The following is a 16,440-nucleotide window of genomic DNA, read 5'->3' as shown; positions in this document are numbered from 1 at the left end:
TTTTTTTGTCAGGTTAGTTAAAGTTTACGTAAACGTAAAGCATTTGATTGTATTGTTATCCACAGCAACGGGAGTATCCGATGGAATTTCAGAACGTAGCAGCCATTGTAACAGGCGGCGCATCTGGCCTTGGCGAAGGCGCAGCGCGGGCGCTGGCGGCAGCTGGCTGCAAGGTAGCGATCTTCGATTTGCAGAAGGAACGCGGCGAAGCCGTTGCAAAAGAGTTGGGGGGAATCTTTGTTGAGTGCGACGTCAGTTCCGCCGCAAGTGCCGAGGCGGCTTTCGCCAAAGCCAACGAAGCGCATGGTTTTTGTGGCGTTGCCGTAAACTGCGCAGGCGTCGCCACCGCTGGTAAAATTCTGGGGCGCGAGGGTGTGCTGCCACTGGAAAATTTCAGTAAGGTGGTGCAAGTCAATTTGATCGGAACCTTTAACATACTGCGACTGGCAGCGGCGGAAATGGCCCAGCGTGAACCCAATGCCGACGGTGAACGGGGCGTTATCATCAACACGGCGTCTATCGCGGCCTATGAAGGACAGGTTGGTCAGGCGGCCTACAGTGCGTCCAAGGGCGGCGTTGTTGCCTTAACTCTGCAGGCTGCCCGTGAGCTGGCGCGTGAGGGTATTCGGGTGAATACCATTGCCCCTGGGCTGTTTATGACCCCGATGGTTTCCGGCATGCCGCAGGAAGTGCAAGACAGCCTGGCGGCAACCTTGGTGTTTCCCAAGCGCCTGGGCAAGCCGGAAGAGTTTGGCATGATGGTAGACCAGATGGTGCGTAACCCGGTGCTGAATGGCGAAGTCATCCGTCTGGATAGCGCTTTGCGTATGGCCCCGCGATAAGCTGTTTATCAGCAATTCATCACAAGCAGGAGTCTTTATGACTGCGACTGTCGATCAAGAAGAGTTAGCGTTGTTCCGTGAGTCGGTGATTAAGGCACTGGAAAAAGAAATCAAACCCCACTACGAACAGTGGGAAAAAGACGGCATTGCCCCCCGCAAGCTGTGGAACACTCTAGGCGACGCCGGCATGCTGTGCGTAGACGTGCCCGAGGACTGCGGCGGCTGCGGCGCGCCATTTCAGTATTCGGTGGTGGTGGGCGAGGAATTGGCGCGCTTGGGTTTTGGTGCGCTGTCCACCAATGTGATGGTGCACTCCGACATTGTTGCGCCTTATCTGAGCCACCTGGGTAACGACGCGCAAAAACAGCAGTGGCTACCAAAAATGGTGTCCGGTGAAGCCGTGGGCGCCATCGCCATGACCGAACCCGGCGCCGGCAGTGATTTGCAGGCCATGCGCACCAGTGCCGTAAAAGACGGCGACGACTACATTCTGAACGGCTCTAAAACGTTTATAACCAACGGCCAGCACGCGGACATGGTGATTGTGGCGGCAAAAACCGATCCTTCCGCCGGTGCCAAGGGCGTCAGCCTGTTTTTGGTAGACACCACGCTGGAAGGTTATGCCGTTGGGCGCAATCTGGACAAGATTGGCCAGCATGCCGGTGATACCTCCGAGCTGTTTTTTGCGGATATGCGGGTGCCGGCGTCGGCGTTATTGGGCGAGGCTGGCAAAGGCTTTGCCTACCTGATGCAGGAACTGCCCCGCGAGCGCCTGGTGATTGGTGCGCTGGGCGTTGCGGCTGCCCGCGGTGCCCTGGACCTGACCGTTGCCTACTGTCAGGAGCGTGTGCTGTTTGGCCAGAAGTTGGCCCAGTTGCAGAACACCCGTTTCGAAATGGCCCGCATGGAAACCGAATACCGCATCAACAAAGCCTTTGTGGACCAGTGCATCAATGAATACGTCGCCGGCACTCTGGATGCCGCCACGGCGTCTATGGCCAAATACAGCGCGACTGAAATGCAGTGTCGGGTGACCGATGGCTGCCTGCAATTATTTGGCGGTTACGGCTATACCAGTGAATACCCGATTTCACGAGCTTTCGCGGATGCTCGCGTGCAGCGCATTTACGGCGGCACGTCGGAAATTATGAAGGAAATTATTGCACGCTCAATTTTCGGGCGCGGCTGATTAACGATTGCCAATAACAACCAGACCTTTCAATAAAACGGGGACAAACAATGATGACTGACACCTCTAATAATGATAATTTCGTAGTCATAGCCGGCGCCGCCCGCACACCCATGGGCGGCATGATGGGCTCGTTGAGCAGCGTACCTTCGCCACAACTGGGCGCGGTTGCCATCAAAGCCGCCATAGAGCGTTCCGGCCTGAAGCCGGCTGACATTGACGAAGTCATCATGGGCTGCGTATTACCGGCCGGCTTGGGCCAGGCACCCGCGCGCCAGGCCTCCCGCGGTGCAGGCATACCGGACAGCTCCGGCTGTACCACCGTCAACAAAATGTGCGGATCGGGCATGCAGGCGATAATGATCGCCCACGACCAAATCAAGGCCGGCACCAACAACATCATGATTGCCGGCGGCATGGAAAACATGAGCCAGGCACCGTACATTCTGCCCAAAGCCCGCGGCGGAATGCGCATGGGCCATGGCCAGGTGATGGACAGCATGTTCCTGGACGGCCTGGAAGACGCCTACGAAGGCAGTCTGATGGGCGTGTTTGCACAAAAAAGCGCCGATGAGTACAAAATCACCCGCGAGCAAATGGACAACTTTGCCATCGAATCCCTCAACCGTGCCAACGCCGCCATCGACAACGGCTGGTTTGCGCCCGAAATCTGCGCGGTCAGCGTCCCCGGTCGCGGTGGCAACACCGTGGTAGATACCGACGAACAACCCGGCAATGCCCGCCCGGACAAGATCCCCACGCTGAAACCCGCGTTCAAAAAAGACGGCACCGTAACCGCTGCCAACGCCAGCTCCATCAGCGACGGTGCATCCGCACTGGTACTGGCATCGGCAAAAGAAGCAAAAGCCCGCGGTTTGCACCCACAAGCAAAAATCATCGCCCACGCCACCCACGCCCAGCTACCCGCAGAGTTCACCCTGGCCCCCATCGGCGCCATCGACAAAGTCCTGAAAAAAGCCGGCTGGACCAAAGACGACGTAGACCTCTACGAAATTAACGAAGCTTTCGCGGTTGTCTCCCTGTTGGCCATCAACGAACTGGGCCTGGATGCCAATAAAGTGAACGTGTACGGCGGCGCCTGTGCCCTTGGCCACCCAATCGGCTCATCCGGTTCAAGAATCCTGGTCACCCTCATCAACGCACTGAAGCAAAAAGGCCTGAAACGCGGCGTGGCTGCACTTTGCATCGGCGGTGGGGAAGCTACGGCAGTGGCTATTGAGTTGATCTGACTTTTGGCGGTTCTTCCTCTTGTGTTTTGACATGGGGGGAGAGCAGCGAGGCGGGGGTACCTTTCTTCTGGGAAAAGAACTCGCTGCGCTCAGACACCTTTTCCCTGACAGAAAGATACCCCCACCCCGCTGCAGTCTGATCCTTTCCGGACCCGGGTTTTAAAGACAGTTCAATCGGGTGGTCGTCAAAACTATGAATATTGACGACTACAACGTGACTTGCCACCCATCGCTGTAAAATTAACTCTAAGCATCAAGTGTTAAGCCCTTAAGTATCCTAAATTTGCCCGTCGGTAGGGGAGTGGGAGTGTCTTTTCTGGCAGGGAAAAAAATGTCTGAGCGCAGCGAGTTATTTTTCCCAGAAGAAAAGACACTCCCACTCCGCGTACCCGCCACCAAATCAAAAGGCTACCAAGCGAACCCACTCCCAAACCATCAGGCCACAGAACGAGCCTGCTGAGCTCCCAGAACAACCTCACCCACCGTATGCAGCTTCAACAACTGCGACTGCAGCATAGAAATCGGCCGGCTACCCTCCAGAGTCAAAGCAATATTAAAATGCCCACCGCTACTCTCAACCGACATACTCGCAATCCGAAAACCCCGAACCCGCACCACGCGGCACAAACGCTCAAGGCCAGCGGGCTCTGACTGCATACGACAATGCAAAACATGCCGGTTGGACGAAGCGATTCCGGATTTAGTCGTGCCGGGTATAGTTGTGGTGGATGGTATGGCCTGGCTCATGCTGCATTCTCCTCGGTTTTCTTCTTCGCTGGTTTGGTGTTTTCCATCATGTCTCGGTTGCTCCCGCCGGGTTTTACCGTCGGCCAAACGTTCTCTTCACGAGCAACCGATACGTGCAACAGCATCGGGCCCTTGTAAACCAAAATAGTCTCAATACCCCGGCGAACCTGATCAGTGCGGTTGATGTGCAGCGCTGGAATATCGAAAGCCCGGGCCATGGCCACAAAATCCGGGTTATCGTCCAGATTAATGTGGCTCTCTCGATTGCCATAAAACAGCTCCTGCTGCTGGCGCACCATGCCCAGGCACTGGTTATCCAGAATGATTATTTTCAGCGGCAGGCGGTAGCGGCGAATAGTGGCCAACTCCTGAGCGTTCATCATGAACGAGCCGTCGCCGGCAACGTTTATAACCGCTGTACCAGGCTTTGCGAACTGCGCGCCTATGGCCGCCGGCAGGCCAAAACCCATGGTGCCCAGGCCGCCGCTGGTCAGGTGCTGGCGCGGGTGATTGAACTGATAATGTTGCGCTACCCACATCTGGTGCTGGCCCACGTCGCAGGAAATAATCGTGTCGTCACCGGCAATACGGGACAGCTGGCGGACAAACGCCGGGCCGGTAATGGGCGCGAGCGCTTCCTCGTTGTCCGCCGCCTGAAAGCCACCGGTGGTGAGCCCGGTGCGGCATTGCTTTTGCCAGGGTTCAATCTTCAGCGGCTGTGCCTGCACCTCACGGGTAAGGGCGCGCAACACGTCATTCAAATTGGCGTTGATGGTCACAGCCGCGGCTTTTATCTTGTTGAACTCGGCGCTGTCGGCATCGATGTGAACAATCTTTGCGTTCGGTGCGAATGTATCCGGTTTGCCGGTCGCACGGTCGTCCAGGCGGGCGCCGATCACCAGCAGCAGATCACATTCGTCCACCGCGCGATTGGCGGCACGGCAGCCGTGCATGCCTAACATGCCCAAGTGGTTCGGGTTGCGGCGGCCCGGATTACCAATGCCTTTCAAGGTAACAACACCGGGCAGGGCAGAATGGGCGGCAAACTCGCGGAAGCTGTCCTCGGCGCCGGCTAACGTGATGCCACCGCCGCTGTACAATAATGGTTGACGGGCTTCGCGCAGCAGTCGCAGGGTCTCGGTGATACCTTTGTCAATAGCGGCATTTTGTGTGGCTGAGTCGGTTCGTGACTCTGTGTTTTCAGAACGTTCGCGCTCCTCATGATCAGCTGCTTCCGGGGTTACCTGAGTCAGCAGAATATCTTTGGGAATATCGATCCATACCGGCCCGGGCCGGCCGCTCTGCGCTAAAGCAATCGCTTCAACAAGAATGCCGGGCAAACTGTCGGCGTCATCCACCAGGTAACTGTGTTTAACAATGCCCAGAGTCATGCCCAGTACATCGGTTTCCTGAAACGCATCGGTACCAATCAGCCCGGCGGGCACCTGGCCGGTGATCACCAGCAGCGGCACCGAATCCTGAAACGCGTTGGCCACGCCGGTAATCAGGTTAGTAGCGCCCGGGCCGGAAGTGGCAATGCACACGCCCAAGTTGCCGCTTGCGCGAGCGTAGCCGTCGGCGGCCAGGGCGCAGCCTTGCTCGTGGCGGCACAGCACATGTTCCACACTCACATCATCCACCAGCGCATCGTACAACGGCATGATGCAACCGCCGGGGTAGCCAAATACCGTGGTAATACTGTGCTGCTGGAAAGCCTGAAGTATGTGCTGCGCGCCGTTCATAGTATGAGTTCCTGTTGTTGTCGGTTTACCGTTACACGTGTTTTCAAAAAGGCCAAAAAAAAGCCCCCGGGACCTTTCGGTGCCGGGGGCTTTGGTGTTTGCAGTGTCGGTTTAGAAATCTCGCCTCAACTGTGTGTCCACGCAAAAGCCCCCGGGGGATACCATCACCACCAGGACTAGCTTCACTAGGACTACAACAGCGTTAAAGTTCATTTAATACGTGTCTCTTTAAAATTCATTTGCCGAAACTGTGTAGAATCTAACCTCTTTTTTATGCGCCTGGCAACCTGTTTTTTCGGTGGTGTCCGCAATAATCCGTTTTTAACGAGAGCAGTATGAATAAATTTAAGTGGAGTTCGGTCGGCCTGTCTTTGTTGCTGGTTTTGGCGTTGCTGATCTGGATGGCTGGTGGCGACATCAAACAGACAGAAACCAAAGCGCCGGAACTGTCGGCGCAGCAGGGCACCGAACTAACCCGGGTACAGGTAACAACCCTGAACGCTCGCAATTATCAGCCCGAATTGCTGGTACAGGGGCAGGTGTTGCCGTGGCGATCCGTTACGGTGTCGGCCCGGGTATCCGCAACGGTGAAGTCGCTGGAAGCCGAATTGGGTGACACCGTCACCCAGGGGCAAACATTACTCACCCTCACCGACGACGGCCGCAGCGCCGAACGCAGTCGCTGGCAGGCACGGGTGCGCAAACTGAACGCGGATTTGAACGCTGCCCAGAGTTTGCGCAGTCGTAATCTGGCGTCTGAGTCGGATTTGCTGGGCCTGGAAAGTGAACTGGCGGCGGCCAAAGCCGAACTGGAAATGGCCAATCAGGCGATTGCCGATTTGGTGGCTCAGGCGCCCTTTGATGGCGTGGTTAATCAAAAATCCATAGAAGTAGGCGACCTGGTACAGCCAGGCACGGCGTTAATGCACGTGGTTCAGGTAGACCGGCTAAAAGCCACGGCCCAGATACCGCAACAAGCGGTGCACCAGGTCGCCGAAGGTCAGCTGGTCAGTGTGCGTTTGCTGGACGGCGATGAATTAAGCGGGCGTGTCCGTTTTTTAGCCAGCGCCGCCGACACCGGCACCCGCAGCTTTGCGATTGAAGTGGAGGTGGATAATCCGCAGCAAAGGCGCATCGCCGGCGGCAGCGCCAACCTGGCCATTGCCTTGCCAGAGGTAAGCGCCCATAACCTGTCGCCGGCGTTTTTGGCGTTGGATAACAACGGTAAACCTGGCGTAAAGCACGTCGGCGACGACAACAAAGTGGTGTTTTCTCGGGTGCGCTTGCTCAGCGTGAAAACCGATGGCGCCTGGGTGGGTGGCTTGCCGGACAACCTGCGCCTGATTACCCGCGGCGCTGGCTTTGTCAGCGAGGGTGAAGAAGTCACGGCTGTTGCCGCAAGCAACGGCGGGGGCTAACCCATGCGTTCTCTTATATTTGCAGCCATAGACCGCAGCCGCACCACGCTGCTGTTGCTTCTGTTTCTGGTGGTTGGCGGTTACGCCGCCTACATGGTCATTCCCAAGGAATCCAACCCCGACATTGCCATTCCGATGATTTATGTATCCATGAGCCTCGAAGGCGTCAGCCCGGAAGACGCCGAGCGCTTGCTGGTGCGGCCAATGGAGCAGGAATTGCGTTCGCTGGAAGGGGTTAAGGAGATGCGTGGCAACGCCTCTGAAGGCCACGCCTCCGTCATGCTCGAATTTGACGCCGGTTTCGACGCTGATAAAGCCCTACAAGACGTGCGCGAAAAAGTCGACACCGCCCGTAGTAATTTGCCTCAGGAAGCTGATGAACCGCGGGTCAATGAAGTGAATATTTCGCTGTTTCCGGTGATGTCCATTGGCCTTTCGGGGCCGCTGGCCGAGCGTGAACTGATCACCATTGCTCGTGGCCTGAAAGACGCCATTGAAGCCATTCCGGAAGTGCTGGAAGTGGACATTGCCGGCGATCGCGAAGATCTGCTGGAAATTGTGGTGGACCCCCAGGTGCTGGAAAGCTACGGCCTGGACTTCAACCAGTTAGGCACACTGGTGTCGCGTAACAATCAATTGGTGGCGGCTGGCTCCATTGACACAGGCAACGGACGGATGACGTTGAAAGTGCCGGGTGTGATTGAAAACGTGGAAGATGTGATGTCGATACCGGTCAAGGTAGATGGCGACACGGTGATCACTTTTGGCGATGTAGCCCTGCTGCAGCGCAGTTACAAAGATCCCCAGGGGTTTGCCCGCATTAACGGTGAACCGGCGCTGGTGCTGGAAGTATCCAAGCGCTCCGGAGCCAATATTATCGCGACCAGCGCCCAGGTGCGTGAATTGATCCTGGCGGCGCAGGAACGCCTGCCCGACGAGCTGGACATCCGTTACATCATGGACCAGTCGGGCGAGGTGCAGGACATGCTGACCGACCTGCTGAACAACGTGCTGACCGCCATTGTGCTGGTCACCATCGTGATCATCGCCACCATGGGCCCGCGCGCCGCCATCTTAGTCGGCCTGACCATTCCGGGCGCCTTCCTGACGGCGATTCTGGTGATCTGGTCCATGGGCATGACCCTGAACATTATTGTGCTGTTCTCCCTGATTCTGGTGACCGGCATGCTGGTAGACGGCGCCATTGTGGTGTCGGAGCTGGCCGACCGGAATCTGTCGGACGGCCTGAACGTTAATAACGCCTGGGGTGAAGCCGCCAGCCGCATGGCCTGGCCCATTATTGCATCCACTGCGACCACCCTGGCAGTATTTTTGCCCTTGCTGTTCTGGCCCGGTATGGTCGGCGAATTCATGAAGTTTTTGCCGATCACGGTGATTATCTGCCTGCTGGCGTCTTTAGCGATGGCGCTGGTTTTTTTGCCGGTGCTGGGTGGCATTGGTGGTGGGCGACGGGCGCGGGCGGCGCACACAGACAACCGCCTGATGGGCGTCTACCGCAACACTCTGGCCGCCATATTGCGCCGCCCCGGACTGACACTGCTGGCGGTGATTCTGGTTATTGGCGTGGTGTACGCCGTTTATGGCCGTTTAAATCACGGCGTGGAGTTTTTCCCCAGCGTAGAACCGGAGTCGGCCCAGGTTCAGGTGCGTGCCCGCGGCGATTTGTCCATCTGGGAGCGCGACGCCATTGTGCAGGCCGTGGCCGGGCGTTTACAGGGCATGCCCGAAGTGCGTGCCCTGTACAGCCGTTCGATGATCAGCGGCAGCCAGCAGATGGCACCAGATGTTATTGGCGTGCTGCAGTTTCAGTTTAACGAATGGTACACCCGGCGTGCCGCCGACATTATTCTGGAAGATTTTCGCCAGCGCACCGCAGACATTCCGGGCGTGGAACTGGAGTTTCGTAAGCAAGAAGATGGCCCGGCCGGTGGCAAGCCGATTGAGTTACTGGTTAGCAGCAGCAATCCCGACAATCTGGAAGCCGCGGTCAGCGCGATTCGTGCGCAAATGCTGACGCAGGGTGCTTATGTGGATACCGAAGACGACCGCAGCCTTGACGGCATTGAATGGCGCCTGAAAGTGAATCGCGAAGCAGCGGCCCGTTTCGGCACCGACGTGGCCAGCATCGGCAACGCCGTGCGGCTGGTTACCAACGGCTTGGTGCTGGCCAATTACCGCCCTGAAGACGTGCGCGACGAAGTGGACATTGTGGTGCGCGTTCCTAACAACTGGCGCGAACTGGATCAGCTGGAGCGGCAAACCCTGAACACCTCACGGGGCCAGGTGCCGCTGTCGCAGTTTGTAACTCTGGAACCCGGTGACAAAACCGGCAACATCGTGCGGGTGGATGGCCGCCGTACCATCACCATCAAAGCCGATCTGCAACCCGGCCGCCAAGTGGAAGAGGCGTTACGAGAGCTGCGCGCTAACATGCCTGAGTTGCCGGACGGCATAACGGTGGTTGAAGGTGGTGAAAGTGAAGATCAACAGCAGGCGGCCAGCTTCCTGATTAACGCTTTTTTGGTGGCCATAGGGCTGATGCTGCTGATTCTGGTGACCCAGTTCAACTCGCTGTACCAAAGCTTTTTGATTTTGTCGGCCATTGTGCTGTCCACCGCCGGCGTACTGCTGGGCCTGCTGCTGAACAGTCAGCCGTTTGGCATTGTGATGGTGGGTATGGGCACCATTGCCTTGGCGGGCATTGTGGTGAACAACAACATCATTCTGATTGATACCTACAACCAGATGCGTGCCGACGGCATGGAACCGGCGGCGGCAGCGCTGGAAACCGGCTGCCTGCGCCTACGCCCGGTGTTGCTGACAGCGATTACCACGGTGCTGGGCCTGATGCCGATGGTGCTGGGCATAAACGTAGATTTACTCACCCCGTCGCTAGGCTTAAACGCGCCATCCACGCAATGGTGGACCCAGATGTCCAGCGCCATTGCTGGAGGGCTAGCCTTCGCAACGGTGCTCACCCTGCTACTAACACCGGCGCTGCTGGTATTGGGTGAGCAAAGCGGGCAAAAAGTGAAACAGTTGCTGGCAGTTAGGGGGCGGATTTGGGGAGCTAGGGGACGGATTTGAAATCCGTCCCCGGGATTCGCACTATCCATTTGCACTGCGGGCGTCTTTGATTACATCGTAAGCATGGGTGATTTCACCGGTGCGCTCTTCGGCCATCTCGCGCATGCTCTCCGGTAAGCCGCGGCCGGCCAGTTTGTCTGGATGGTTTTCGCTCATCAGCTTGCGATACACCTTTTTAATGTGGTCATCGCTGTCTTGGGGCGACACGCCCAGCACTTTATAGGCGTCGTCAGTCTGTTGCACGCTGGAGCGCTGGCCGCCGCCGGTCTGGCTGTAATGGGCACCACGCAGCATAGCTTCCAGCTGGTCAACCTGGCTTTCCGGCAACCCCAAGCCACGGGCAATTTTAACCAGCATGTCGTGCTCGGCGGGGTGCACTACGCCATCCGCAGCTACCGCCGATACCTGAACCTGCAGAAACATTTGCAACAAAGCCGGCTGGCCGCCGCTGACGCGCATAAAACGTTGCAGTTCGGCGTCCAGATCAAACTCTGGTGCCTTGCCGCGGTTGAACGCGGCGCGGGCGTTGGTCTTCTGGCTTTCGTTCAGGCGAAAGCGAGTAAACATGGCTTCCGCCACGGCGATTTCATTTTGTGAAACCACGCCGTCGGCCTTGCACACCGCCCCCATAACCGCGAACACAGATTCAACAAAACCGCTTTGAATATTCTGCAGTTTTCCAATTAACCGGCTTTTTATGCGGTTCAGTAAAAACGCACCAATCGCGCCGCCAATGATGAAGCCGGCGAAGCCGCCAAAGGCCGAGCCAATCAGGCCACCCAGAATGATTGCAAACAGCATTAAGGTATCCTTTGTAAAAGATTTAGATCGTGGAAATATACGGGTTTTTGCCACTGAATACATGAGTAGCGCGTTATAAGGGACTTTTTTTCGCACAATTTCTGGTTTCTGGCCCAGGTTTAAGGCGCTTGTAACAATGCCGTTAGTAAACCGGCGGCCAACGACAACACCATGGGCACCGTCACCAGCAATCCGGTCTGGCGGCTGCCAATACCCAGCGCCATGCCGGATTTCACCATATTGTTCACCGCCGCGGCGATCACAATGCCTATGACCGCGGTATTGCTGTTCAGGCCATCGATGGACATGCGGGTGAGCGACAGGGTAATGGCATCCACATCTGCGATGCCGGAACTGGCGGCCAGCACATAGATGCCGGTATCGCCCAGCCAGTTTTTCAAGAACTCACCCAACAGCAAAATGCCGGTCAGAAGAGCACCAAAAACCAGGGCCGAGGTTAAGTCTAACGGATTCTGGTTCAGTACCGGCTGGCTGATATTGCTGTTGTGGCTGTGCCGATACCAGATTATCAGAGCCGGGCCGTAAAGCAGCGCCGTCATCACCAGAACCGGGAGTACCAGGCTGGGAAGCAGAGCCGGCGCAATCACAAAGCAGTAAATAAGAATGCGCGGAAACATGGTGCCACAGGCGATCAGAATGCCGGCCGCCAGTTGTGGCGCCAATTGCGGCGCCTTTGCAGACTGCCGCGCAAAGTGCAGGGTCAGCGCGGTAGACGAGCTCAAGCCGGCGAACAGACTGGTGAACAGAATACCCTTTTGAGTGCCGGCCAAACGCATGGCGAAATAGCCGACAAAAGAAATGGAGGCAATCATCACCACCATCCACCAGATTTCCCGCGGGTTCAGCACACCGCCGGGGCCCATGCTTTGATTGGGTAACAAGGGCAGCATGACCACGGAAATCAGCATTAGCTTGAGCGCTGCGTCCAGCTCGCTGGCCTGAAGTTTATGTACCAGGCTGTGTATCTCTTCCTTATTGTCCAGAATAATAGCCGTGACCACCGCGGCTGCCGTGGCAATCACTGGATCTATGGCCACCGCAATGGCGCCAAAACAGAAGGTCAGCACCATGCCGATGATTCCGGTAATGCTGAAGTTGCGTATGTACTGCAAACGGCTGCTGTAGGCAACGAGGCCTGTCGCAACCACGGCAATCAGCAATACCGGGAATGCCCAGGCTGAAAGTTCGCGGGTAATCAACGCGGCCACGCCGCCCAGCAAGCCGACCAGCGCAAAGGTGCGAATACCCGCAATACGATCGCCGGATTTCTGTTCGCGGGCCTCCCAGCCCCGTTCCAGACCCACAATGGCGCCCAGCAACAAAGCAATAGCCAAACGGATAGTGGATTGATTACTGGCCAAAAAATCGGCGGTTACGTTGTCCATGGTAATAGCTGTCCTGCACGGCGGTTTTTGCCAGGCGACACAATCTGTTAGACTTTGCTGCCTTTCTTACAGCTATTTTCACGCTTACAACCCATTACCACAACCACCGACGGTTGCTGGCGATAGCGGCTGTCGCAATGACCCGACCTGAGTACCCTTAAGTAACTCTTAAGAAGCTCCAAAGTAAAAACGGAACCCGATATGGTGAACACCCTTAAACAACAATGGCTGTCGAATGTGCGCGGCGATTTACTCGCGGGCGTGGTGGTGGCGCTGGCGCTGATTCCCGAAGCCATTGCCTTTTCCATTATTGCCGGCGTAGACCCGAAAGTAGGGCTGTACGCGTCATTCTGCATTGCCGTGATCATCGCCTTTGTTGGCGGCCGGCCGGGCATGATTTCTGCCGCCACCGGCGCCATGGCGCTGCTCATGGTTACCCTGGTAAAAGAACACGGCCTGGAATACCTGATGGCAGCCACCTTGCTAACAGGCCTTATTCAGCTGGTGGCCGGCTATTTAAAACTAGGCAGCCTGATGCGCTTTGTATCACGCTCGGTGGTGACCGGTTTTGTCAACGCCTTGGCCATCCTGATTTTCATGGCCCAGCTGCCGGAACTGACCAACGTTACCTGGCACGTATACGCGCTGACGGCGGCGGGCCTGGGCATCATCTATTTGTTTCCTTATATACCTAAGCTGGGCAAGGTGCTGCCGTCGCCGTTGGTTTGCATTGTGGGGCTGACGGTTGTTGCGTTCCTGTTTGATATCGACGTGCGCACCGTGGGTGATATGGGCGACCTGCCGGATACACTGCCGATTTTCCTGTGGCCAGATGTGCCGTTGAATCTTGAAACCCTGATGATTATTTTGCCCTACGCCATACCGCTGGCGGCGGTGGGCCTGCTGGAATCGATGATGACCGCCACCATCGTGGACGACCTGACCGATACCGAAAGCGACCGCAACCGCGAATGCCGGGGGCAGGGTATTGCCAACATCGGTTCGGGCTTGCTGGGCGGTATGGCCGGCTGCGCTATGATTGGCCAGTCGATCATTAACATAAAATCCGGTGGCCGTGGCCGCCTGTCAACACTGTTCGCGGGTGTTTTCCTGATGGTGTTGATTCTGGTGCTGGACGACTTTCTGGTACGCATTCCCATGGCCGCGTTGGTAGCGGTGATGATTATGGTGGCTATCGGCACCTTCTCCTGGGAGTCTATTCGCAACCTGAAAACCCACCCGCTGTCGACCAACATTGTGATGCTGGTGACGGTAGTGGTTGTCGTGTTCACTCACAACCTGGCACTGGGCGTATTTGCCGGTGTGCTGTTGGCTGCGCTGTTCTTCGCCAACAAAATTGGCCATTACATGGGCGTGGACAGTGCTCTGAACGAGGCCGATAGTACTCGTACCTACACGGTTACCGGGCAAGTATTCTTCAGTTCGTCGGAAAAGTTTGTAGCCGCCTTTGACTTCCGCGAAGTGGTCGATAAGGTGGTAATAGATGTGAGTCGCGCCCACTTCTGGGACATTACCGCCGTGGGAGCGCTAGACAAGGTTGTTATCAAGTTCCGGCGCGACGGAGCAGAGGTGGAAGTGATTGGCATGAACGAAGCCAGTGCCACCATCGTTGACCGCTTTGGTGTGCACGACAAGCCGGAAGGCGTTGACCAGCTGATAGGCCATTAATATGCAAAATACGACACCGAACACCAAGCACTCTTCACAAGAGACGCAGCAAAGCGCGCCACAAAACGCGCCGCAAGACATCTTGCAGGTGGTGGCCTGCATTGACGGCTCACGCGCTGCGCCGGCGGTGTGTGACTACGCTGCCTGGGCGAGCAAATACATGGACTCGCCGCTGACCCTGCTGCACGTGCTGGACGAAGAGCGCTACCCGTCAGAGCCGGACCTGGCCGGCAACATTGGCCTTGGTAGCCGGGAGCACTTGCTGGACGAACTGGCCGAACTGGACCGCAAACGCTCTAAACTCGCGTTGGAGCACGGCAATCACATGCTGGAAAACGCCGAGCAGCGCGTTAAGCAGGCGGGCATCAGTGATATCAAAAAGCGTCAGCGCCACGGCGACCTCACCGAATCCCTACTGGCGCTCCAGGAACAGACGCGCTTGCTGGTGATGGGCCTTTATGGCGAAAGCAGCTCCGACCGCGATCTGCACATCGGCAGTCAGCTGGAGACGGTGATTCGCAGCATGAGCCGCCCAATTCTGCTGGTGCCAGACAACTTTTCCGCGCCAAAAAACTCCATGTTGGCTTTTGACGGCAGTGCTACCGCGTTTCGTGGAGTAGAGCATTTGGCCGCCAGCCAGGTTTTGAAGGGCATGCCGCTGCACCTGGTGATGGTGGGCGAAGAAAGCCCAGAGGCCATGGTGCAGTTACGCAAAGCCGAGGCCATGCTGGCGCCGCTGGAAGCCGAAATAACCCTGGCTATTCGCAACGGTGAGGTAGAGCCTGTTCTGCACCGCTACCAGGACGAGCACAACATCGATTTGCTGGTGATGGGAGCCTACGGCCACTCAAAAATCCGCAGGTTCCTGCTCGGTAGTACCACCACCAACATGTTGAAATCCGCCAAAAAACCACTAGTTATTCTGCGCTGAGAAATTACGAAATAGGGGACAGATTTGAAATCTGTCCCCGGTCTGGCTCCCAAACTCACGCCGCCTGCCCGGCCGCCACCCCCGATGCCCAGGCCCACTGAAAGTTATGGCCACCCAAGTGGCCGGTTACGTCTACCACTTCACCAATAAAGTACAAATCCGGCTGTTCCAGAACCGCCATGGTTTTAGAGGACAGCTGGCGGGTATCTACGCCGCCCAGGGTCACTTCCGCAGTGCGATAGCCTTCGGTGCCTGCGGGCTTTATAGTCCACTGCTGCAGCGTGCGGCTGATGTGTTCGATATCCGGGTTGCGGTAGCTTTGAAGCGGACCGGCCCAGCGCTGCAGCTCGTTGAAGGCTTGCGCGAAGCGCTTTGGCAGGTGCGCGTTTAGATAGTGTTCGAGCGTGCTTTGCGGTTTGAGCTTGCGCAGGCTGAGCAAATCCTGCTCAACCTGTTGCTGCGGTAGCAGGTTGATGTGCAGTTCGTCACCGGGCTGCCAGAAGCTGGAAATTTGCAGCATGCTTGGGCCACTTAAACCGCGGTGGGTAACCAGCATCGGTTCCTGGAACTGTTCATGATTGCACTCCGCGCTTACCGGGCAGCTGATGCCGGCCAGCGGCGCCAGGGTCATTTTCAGTTCCGGGTGCAGAGTAAAGGGCACCAGCCCGGCGCGGGTGGGAAGCACTTCCAAACCGAATTGGCGGGCCAGATCGTAGCCGAAACCAGAAGCCCCCAGGGTGGGGATAGACAGCCCGCCACAGGCAACGACTAAAGACTTACAGGTTAATACCTGGCCACCCGCGGTAAGGCGATAACCCTTGGGCGTTCTGGCCACTTCCGTAACGCCGGTTTTCAGGCGTACTTCAGCGCCGGCCCATTCACACTCGGTTAGTAGCATGTTCAGAATGTCTTTGGCGCTGTGCTGACAGAATAACTGGCCCGGAGCCTTTTCTTCATATTCCACATCGTGCCTTTCCACCAATTCCAGAAAATGCCTGGGGGTGTAGCGTCTCAGCGCTGAAATGCAGTAATGGGGATTGTCGGACAAAAAGTTAGCGGTCGTGCTGTTTAGATTGGTGAAATTACAGCGCCCGCCGCCGCTCATCAGAATTTTCTTACCAGCCTTATTAGCATGATCCAGCACCAGTACCTTACGCCCTCGATAACCAGCGGTTGCCGCACACATCAGCCCCGCCGCGCCGGCGCCGACGATGATGACATCGTAATGGCTGCCGCGATGGTCATTAGCGTGCTGATTGTTGGCGTTTTGGTTACTGGAAAGCGTTGTCATTACCGTCTGCCGCTAAAAATGTGGGC

The 16,440-nt window shown here is 56.9% G+C and carries 12 protein-coding genes; 7 read left to right on the top strand and 5 right to left on the bottom strand.

Annotated elements, in window-relative coordinates; all coding sequences use genetic code 11:
- The first annotated feature begins 80 nt into the window (after nucleotides 1-80).
- From ATG98_RS01030 to ATG98_RS01020, 3 genes are read left to right on the top strand one after another with little or no spacing between them, the layout of a single operon-like run.
- Entirely contained in the window at nucleotides 81-842 is a 762-nt protein-coding gene (locus ATG98_RS01030; RefSeq protein ID WP_098419105.1) for an SDR family NAD(P)-dependent oxidoreductase, read from the top strand.
- A 37-nt stretch (nucleotides 843-879) separates the two neighbouring features.
- A complete protein-coding gene (locus ATG98_RS01025) occupies nucleotides 880-2,031 on the top strand; it encodes an acyl-CoA dehydrogenase family protein (protein ID WP_098419104.1) in 1,152 nt (383 codons plus the stop codon).
- A gap of 53 nt (nucleotides 2,032-2,084) precedes the next feature.
- On the top strand, nucleotides 2,085-3,281 hold the full coding sequence (locus ATG98_RS01020; protein ID WP_098424344.1) for a thiolase family protein: 1,197 nt from the start codon (nucleotides 2,085-2,087) through the stop codon (nucleotides 3,279-3,281).
- Nucleotides 3,282-3,716: 435 nt separating this feature from the next.
- Here the strand turns inward: ATG98_RS01020 and ATG98_RS01015 are convergent, their stop codons facing one another.
- Nucleotides 3,717-4,028 (bottom strand): ACT domain-containing protein, encoded by a 312-nt coding sequence (locus ATG98_RS01015; RefSeq protein WP_218925823.1) that lies wholly within the window; start codon nucleotides 4,026-4,028, stop codon nucleotides 3,717-3,719.
- The gene (gene ilvG / locus ATG98_RS01010; protein WP_098421937.1) at nucleotides 4,025-5,770 is read right to left on the bottom strand and encodes an acetolactate synthase 2 catalytic subunit; all 1,746 of its coding nucleotides are present in this window, start codon (nucleotides 5,768-5,770) and stop codon (nucleotides 4,025-4,027) included. The genes ATG98_RS01015 and ilvG overlap by 4 nt, the downstream gene beginning before the upstream one ends.
- 335 nt (nucleotides 5,771-6,105) lie before the next feature.
- Between ilvG and ATG98_RS01005 the strand changes: the two genes are divergently transcribed.
- Together ATG98_RS01005 and ATG98_RS01000 are read left to right on the top strand one after the other, a co-directional pair.
- Entirely contained in the window at nucleotides 6,106-7,188 is a 1,083-nt protein-coding gene (locus tag ATG98_RS01005; protein ID WP_098419101.1) for an efflux RND transporter periplasmic adaptor subunit, read from the top strand.
- A gap of 3 nt (nucleotides 7,189-7,191) precedes the next feature.
- Nucleotides 7,192-10,296: an efflux RND transporter permease subunit gene (locus tag ATG98_RS01000; protein WP_098421936.1), complete on the top strand. Its 3,105-nt coding sequence runs from the start codon at nucleotides 7,192-7,194 to the stop codon at nucleotides 10,294-10,296.
- 21 nt (nucleotides 10,297-10,317) lie between these two features.
- Here ATG98_RS01000 and djlA read toward each other — a convergent pair whose 3' ends face one another.
- Together djlA and ATG98_RS00990 are read right to left on the bottom strand one after the other, a co-directional pair.
- Nucleotides 10,318-11,097 (bottom strand): co-chaperone DjlA, encoded by a 780-nt coding sequence (gene djlA, locus ATG98_RS00995; protein WP_098419099.1) that lies wholly within the window; start codon nucleotides 11,095-11,097, stop codon nucleotides 10,318-10,320.
- A 119-nt stretch (nucleotides 11,098-11,216) separates the two neighbouring features.
- Nucleotides 11,217-12,503 (bottom strand): MgtC/SapB family protein, encoded by a 1,287-nt coding sequence (locus ATG98_RS00990; protein ID WP_098419098.1) that lies wholly within the window; start codon nucleotides 12,501-12,503, stop codon nucleotides 11,217-11,219.
- Nucleotides 12,504-12,704: 201 nt separating this feature from the next.
- On the opposite strand from ATG98_RS00990, the gene ATG98_RS00985 reads away from it, so the two are divergent.
- Entirely contained in the window at nucleotides 12,705-14,192 is a 1,488-nt protein-coding gene (locus ATG98_RS00985; protein WP_098419097.1) for a SulP family inorganic anion transporter, read from the top strand.
- A 1-nt stretch (nucleotide 14,193) separates the two neighbouring features.
- Nucleotides 14,194-15,123 (top strand): universal stress protein, encoded by a 930-nt coding sequence (locus tag ATG98_RS00980; protein ID WP_098421935.1) that lies wholly within the window; start codon nucleotides 14,194-14,196, stop codon nucleotides 15,121-15,123.
- 55 nt (nucleotides 15,124-15,178) lie between these two features.
- On the opposite strand, the gene ATG98_RS00975 is transcribed toward ATG98_RS00980, so the two are convergent.
- The gene (locus tag ATG98_RS00975) at nucleotides 15,179-16,414 is read right to left on the bottom strand and encodes an NAD(P)/FAD-dependent oxidoreductase (protein WP_098421934.1); all 1,236 of its coding nucleotides are present in this window, start codon (nucleotides 16,412-16,414) and stop codon (nucleotides 15,179-15,181) included.
- Between the last annotated feature and the right edge of the window lie 26 nt (nucleotides 16,415-16,440).

Source organism: Marinobacter sp. LV10R520-4, from assembly GCF_002563815.1.
Lineage (GTDB): Bacteria > Pseudomonadota > Gammaproteobacteria > Pseudomonadales > Oleiphilaceae > Marinobacter.
Note: the sequence above shows the minus strand (reverse complement) of the source record. Positions and strands in the feature narration are given on the sequence as shown.

Excerpts from the sequence above, each read along its gene's own strand:
- ATG98_RS01005 (WP_098419101.1), top strand. The coding sequence starts at position 6,106 with ATGAATAAATTTAAGTGGAGTTCGGTCGGCCTGTCTTTGTTGCTGGTT.
- ATG98_RS01000 (WP_098421936.1), top strand. The coding sequence starts at position 7,192 with ATGCGTTCTCTTATATTTGCAGCCATAGACCGCAGCCGCACCACGCTG.
- ATG98_RS00990 (WP_098419098.1), bottom strand. The coding sequence starts at position 12,503 with ATGGACAACGTAACCGCCGATTTTTTGGCCAGTAATCAATCCACTATC.
- ATG98_RS00975 (WP_098421934.1), bottom strand. The coding sequence starts at position 16,414 with ATGACAACGCTTTCCAGTAACCAAAACGCCAACAATCAGCACGCTAAT.
- ATG98_RS00980 (WP_098421935.1), top strand. The coding sequence starts at position 14,194 with ATGCAAAATACGACACCGAACACCAAGCACTCTTCACAAGAGACGCAG.
- ATG98_RS01020 (WP_098424344.1), top strand. The coding sequence starts at position 2,085 with ATGACTGACACCTCTAATAATGATAATTTCGTAGTCATAGCCGGCGCC.
- ATG98_RS01015 (WP_218925823.1), bottom strand. The coding sequence starts at position 4,028 with ATGAGCCAGGCCATACCATCCACCACAACTATACCCGGCACGACTAAA.
- djlA (WP_098419099.1), bottom strand. The coding sequence starts at position 11,097 with ATGCTGTTTGCAATCATTCTGGGTGGCCTGATTGGCTCGGCCTTTGGC.
- ATG98_RS01025 (WP_098419104.1), top strand. The coding sequence starts at position 880 with ATGACTGCGACTGTCGATCAAGAAGAGTTAGCGTTGTTCCGTGAGTCG.
- ilvG (WP_098421937.1), bottom strand. The coding sequence starts at position 5,770 with ATGAACGGCGCGCAGCACATACTTCAGGCTTTCCAGCAGCACAGTATT.
- ATG98_RS00985 (WP_098419097.1), top strand. The coding sequence starts at position 12,705 with ATGGTGAACACCCTTAAACAACAATGGCTGTCGAATGTGCGCGGCGAT.
- ATG98_RS01030 (WP_098419105.1), top strand. The coding sequence starts at position 81 with ATGGAATTTCAGAACGTAGCAGCCATTGTAACAGGCGGCGCATCTGGC.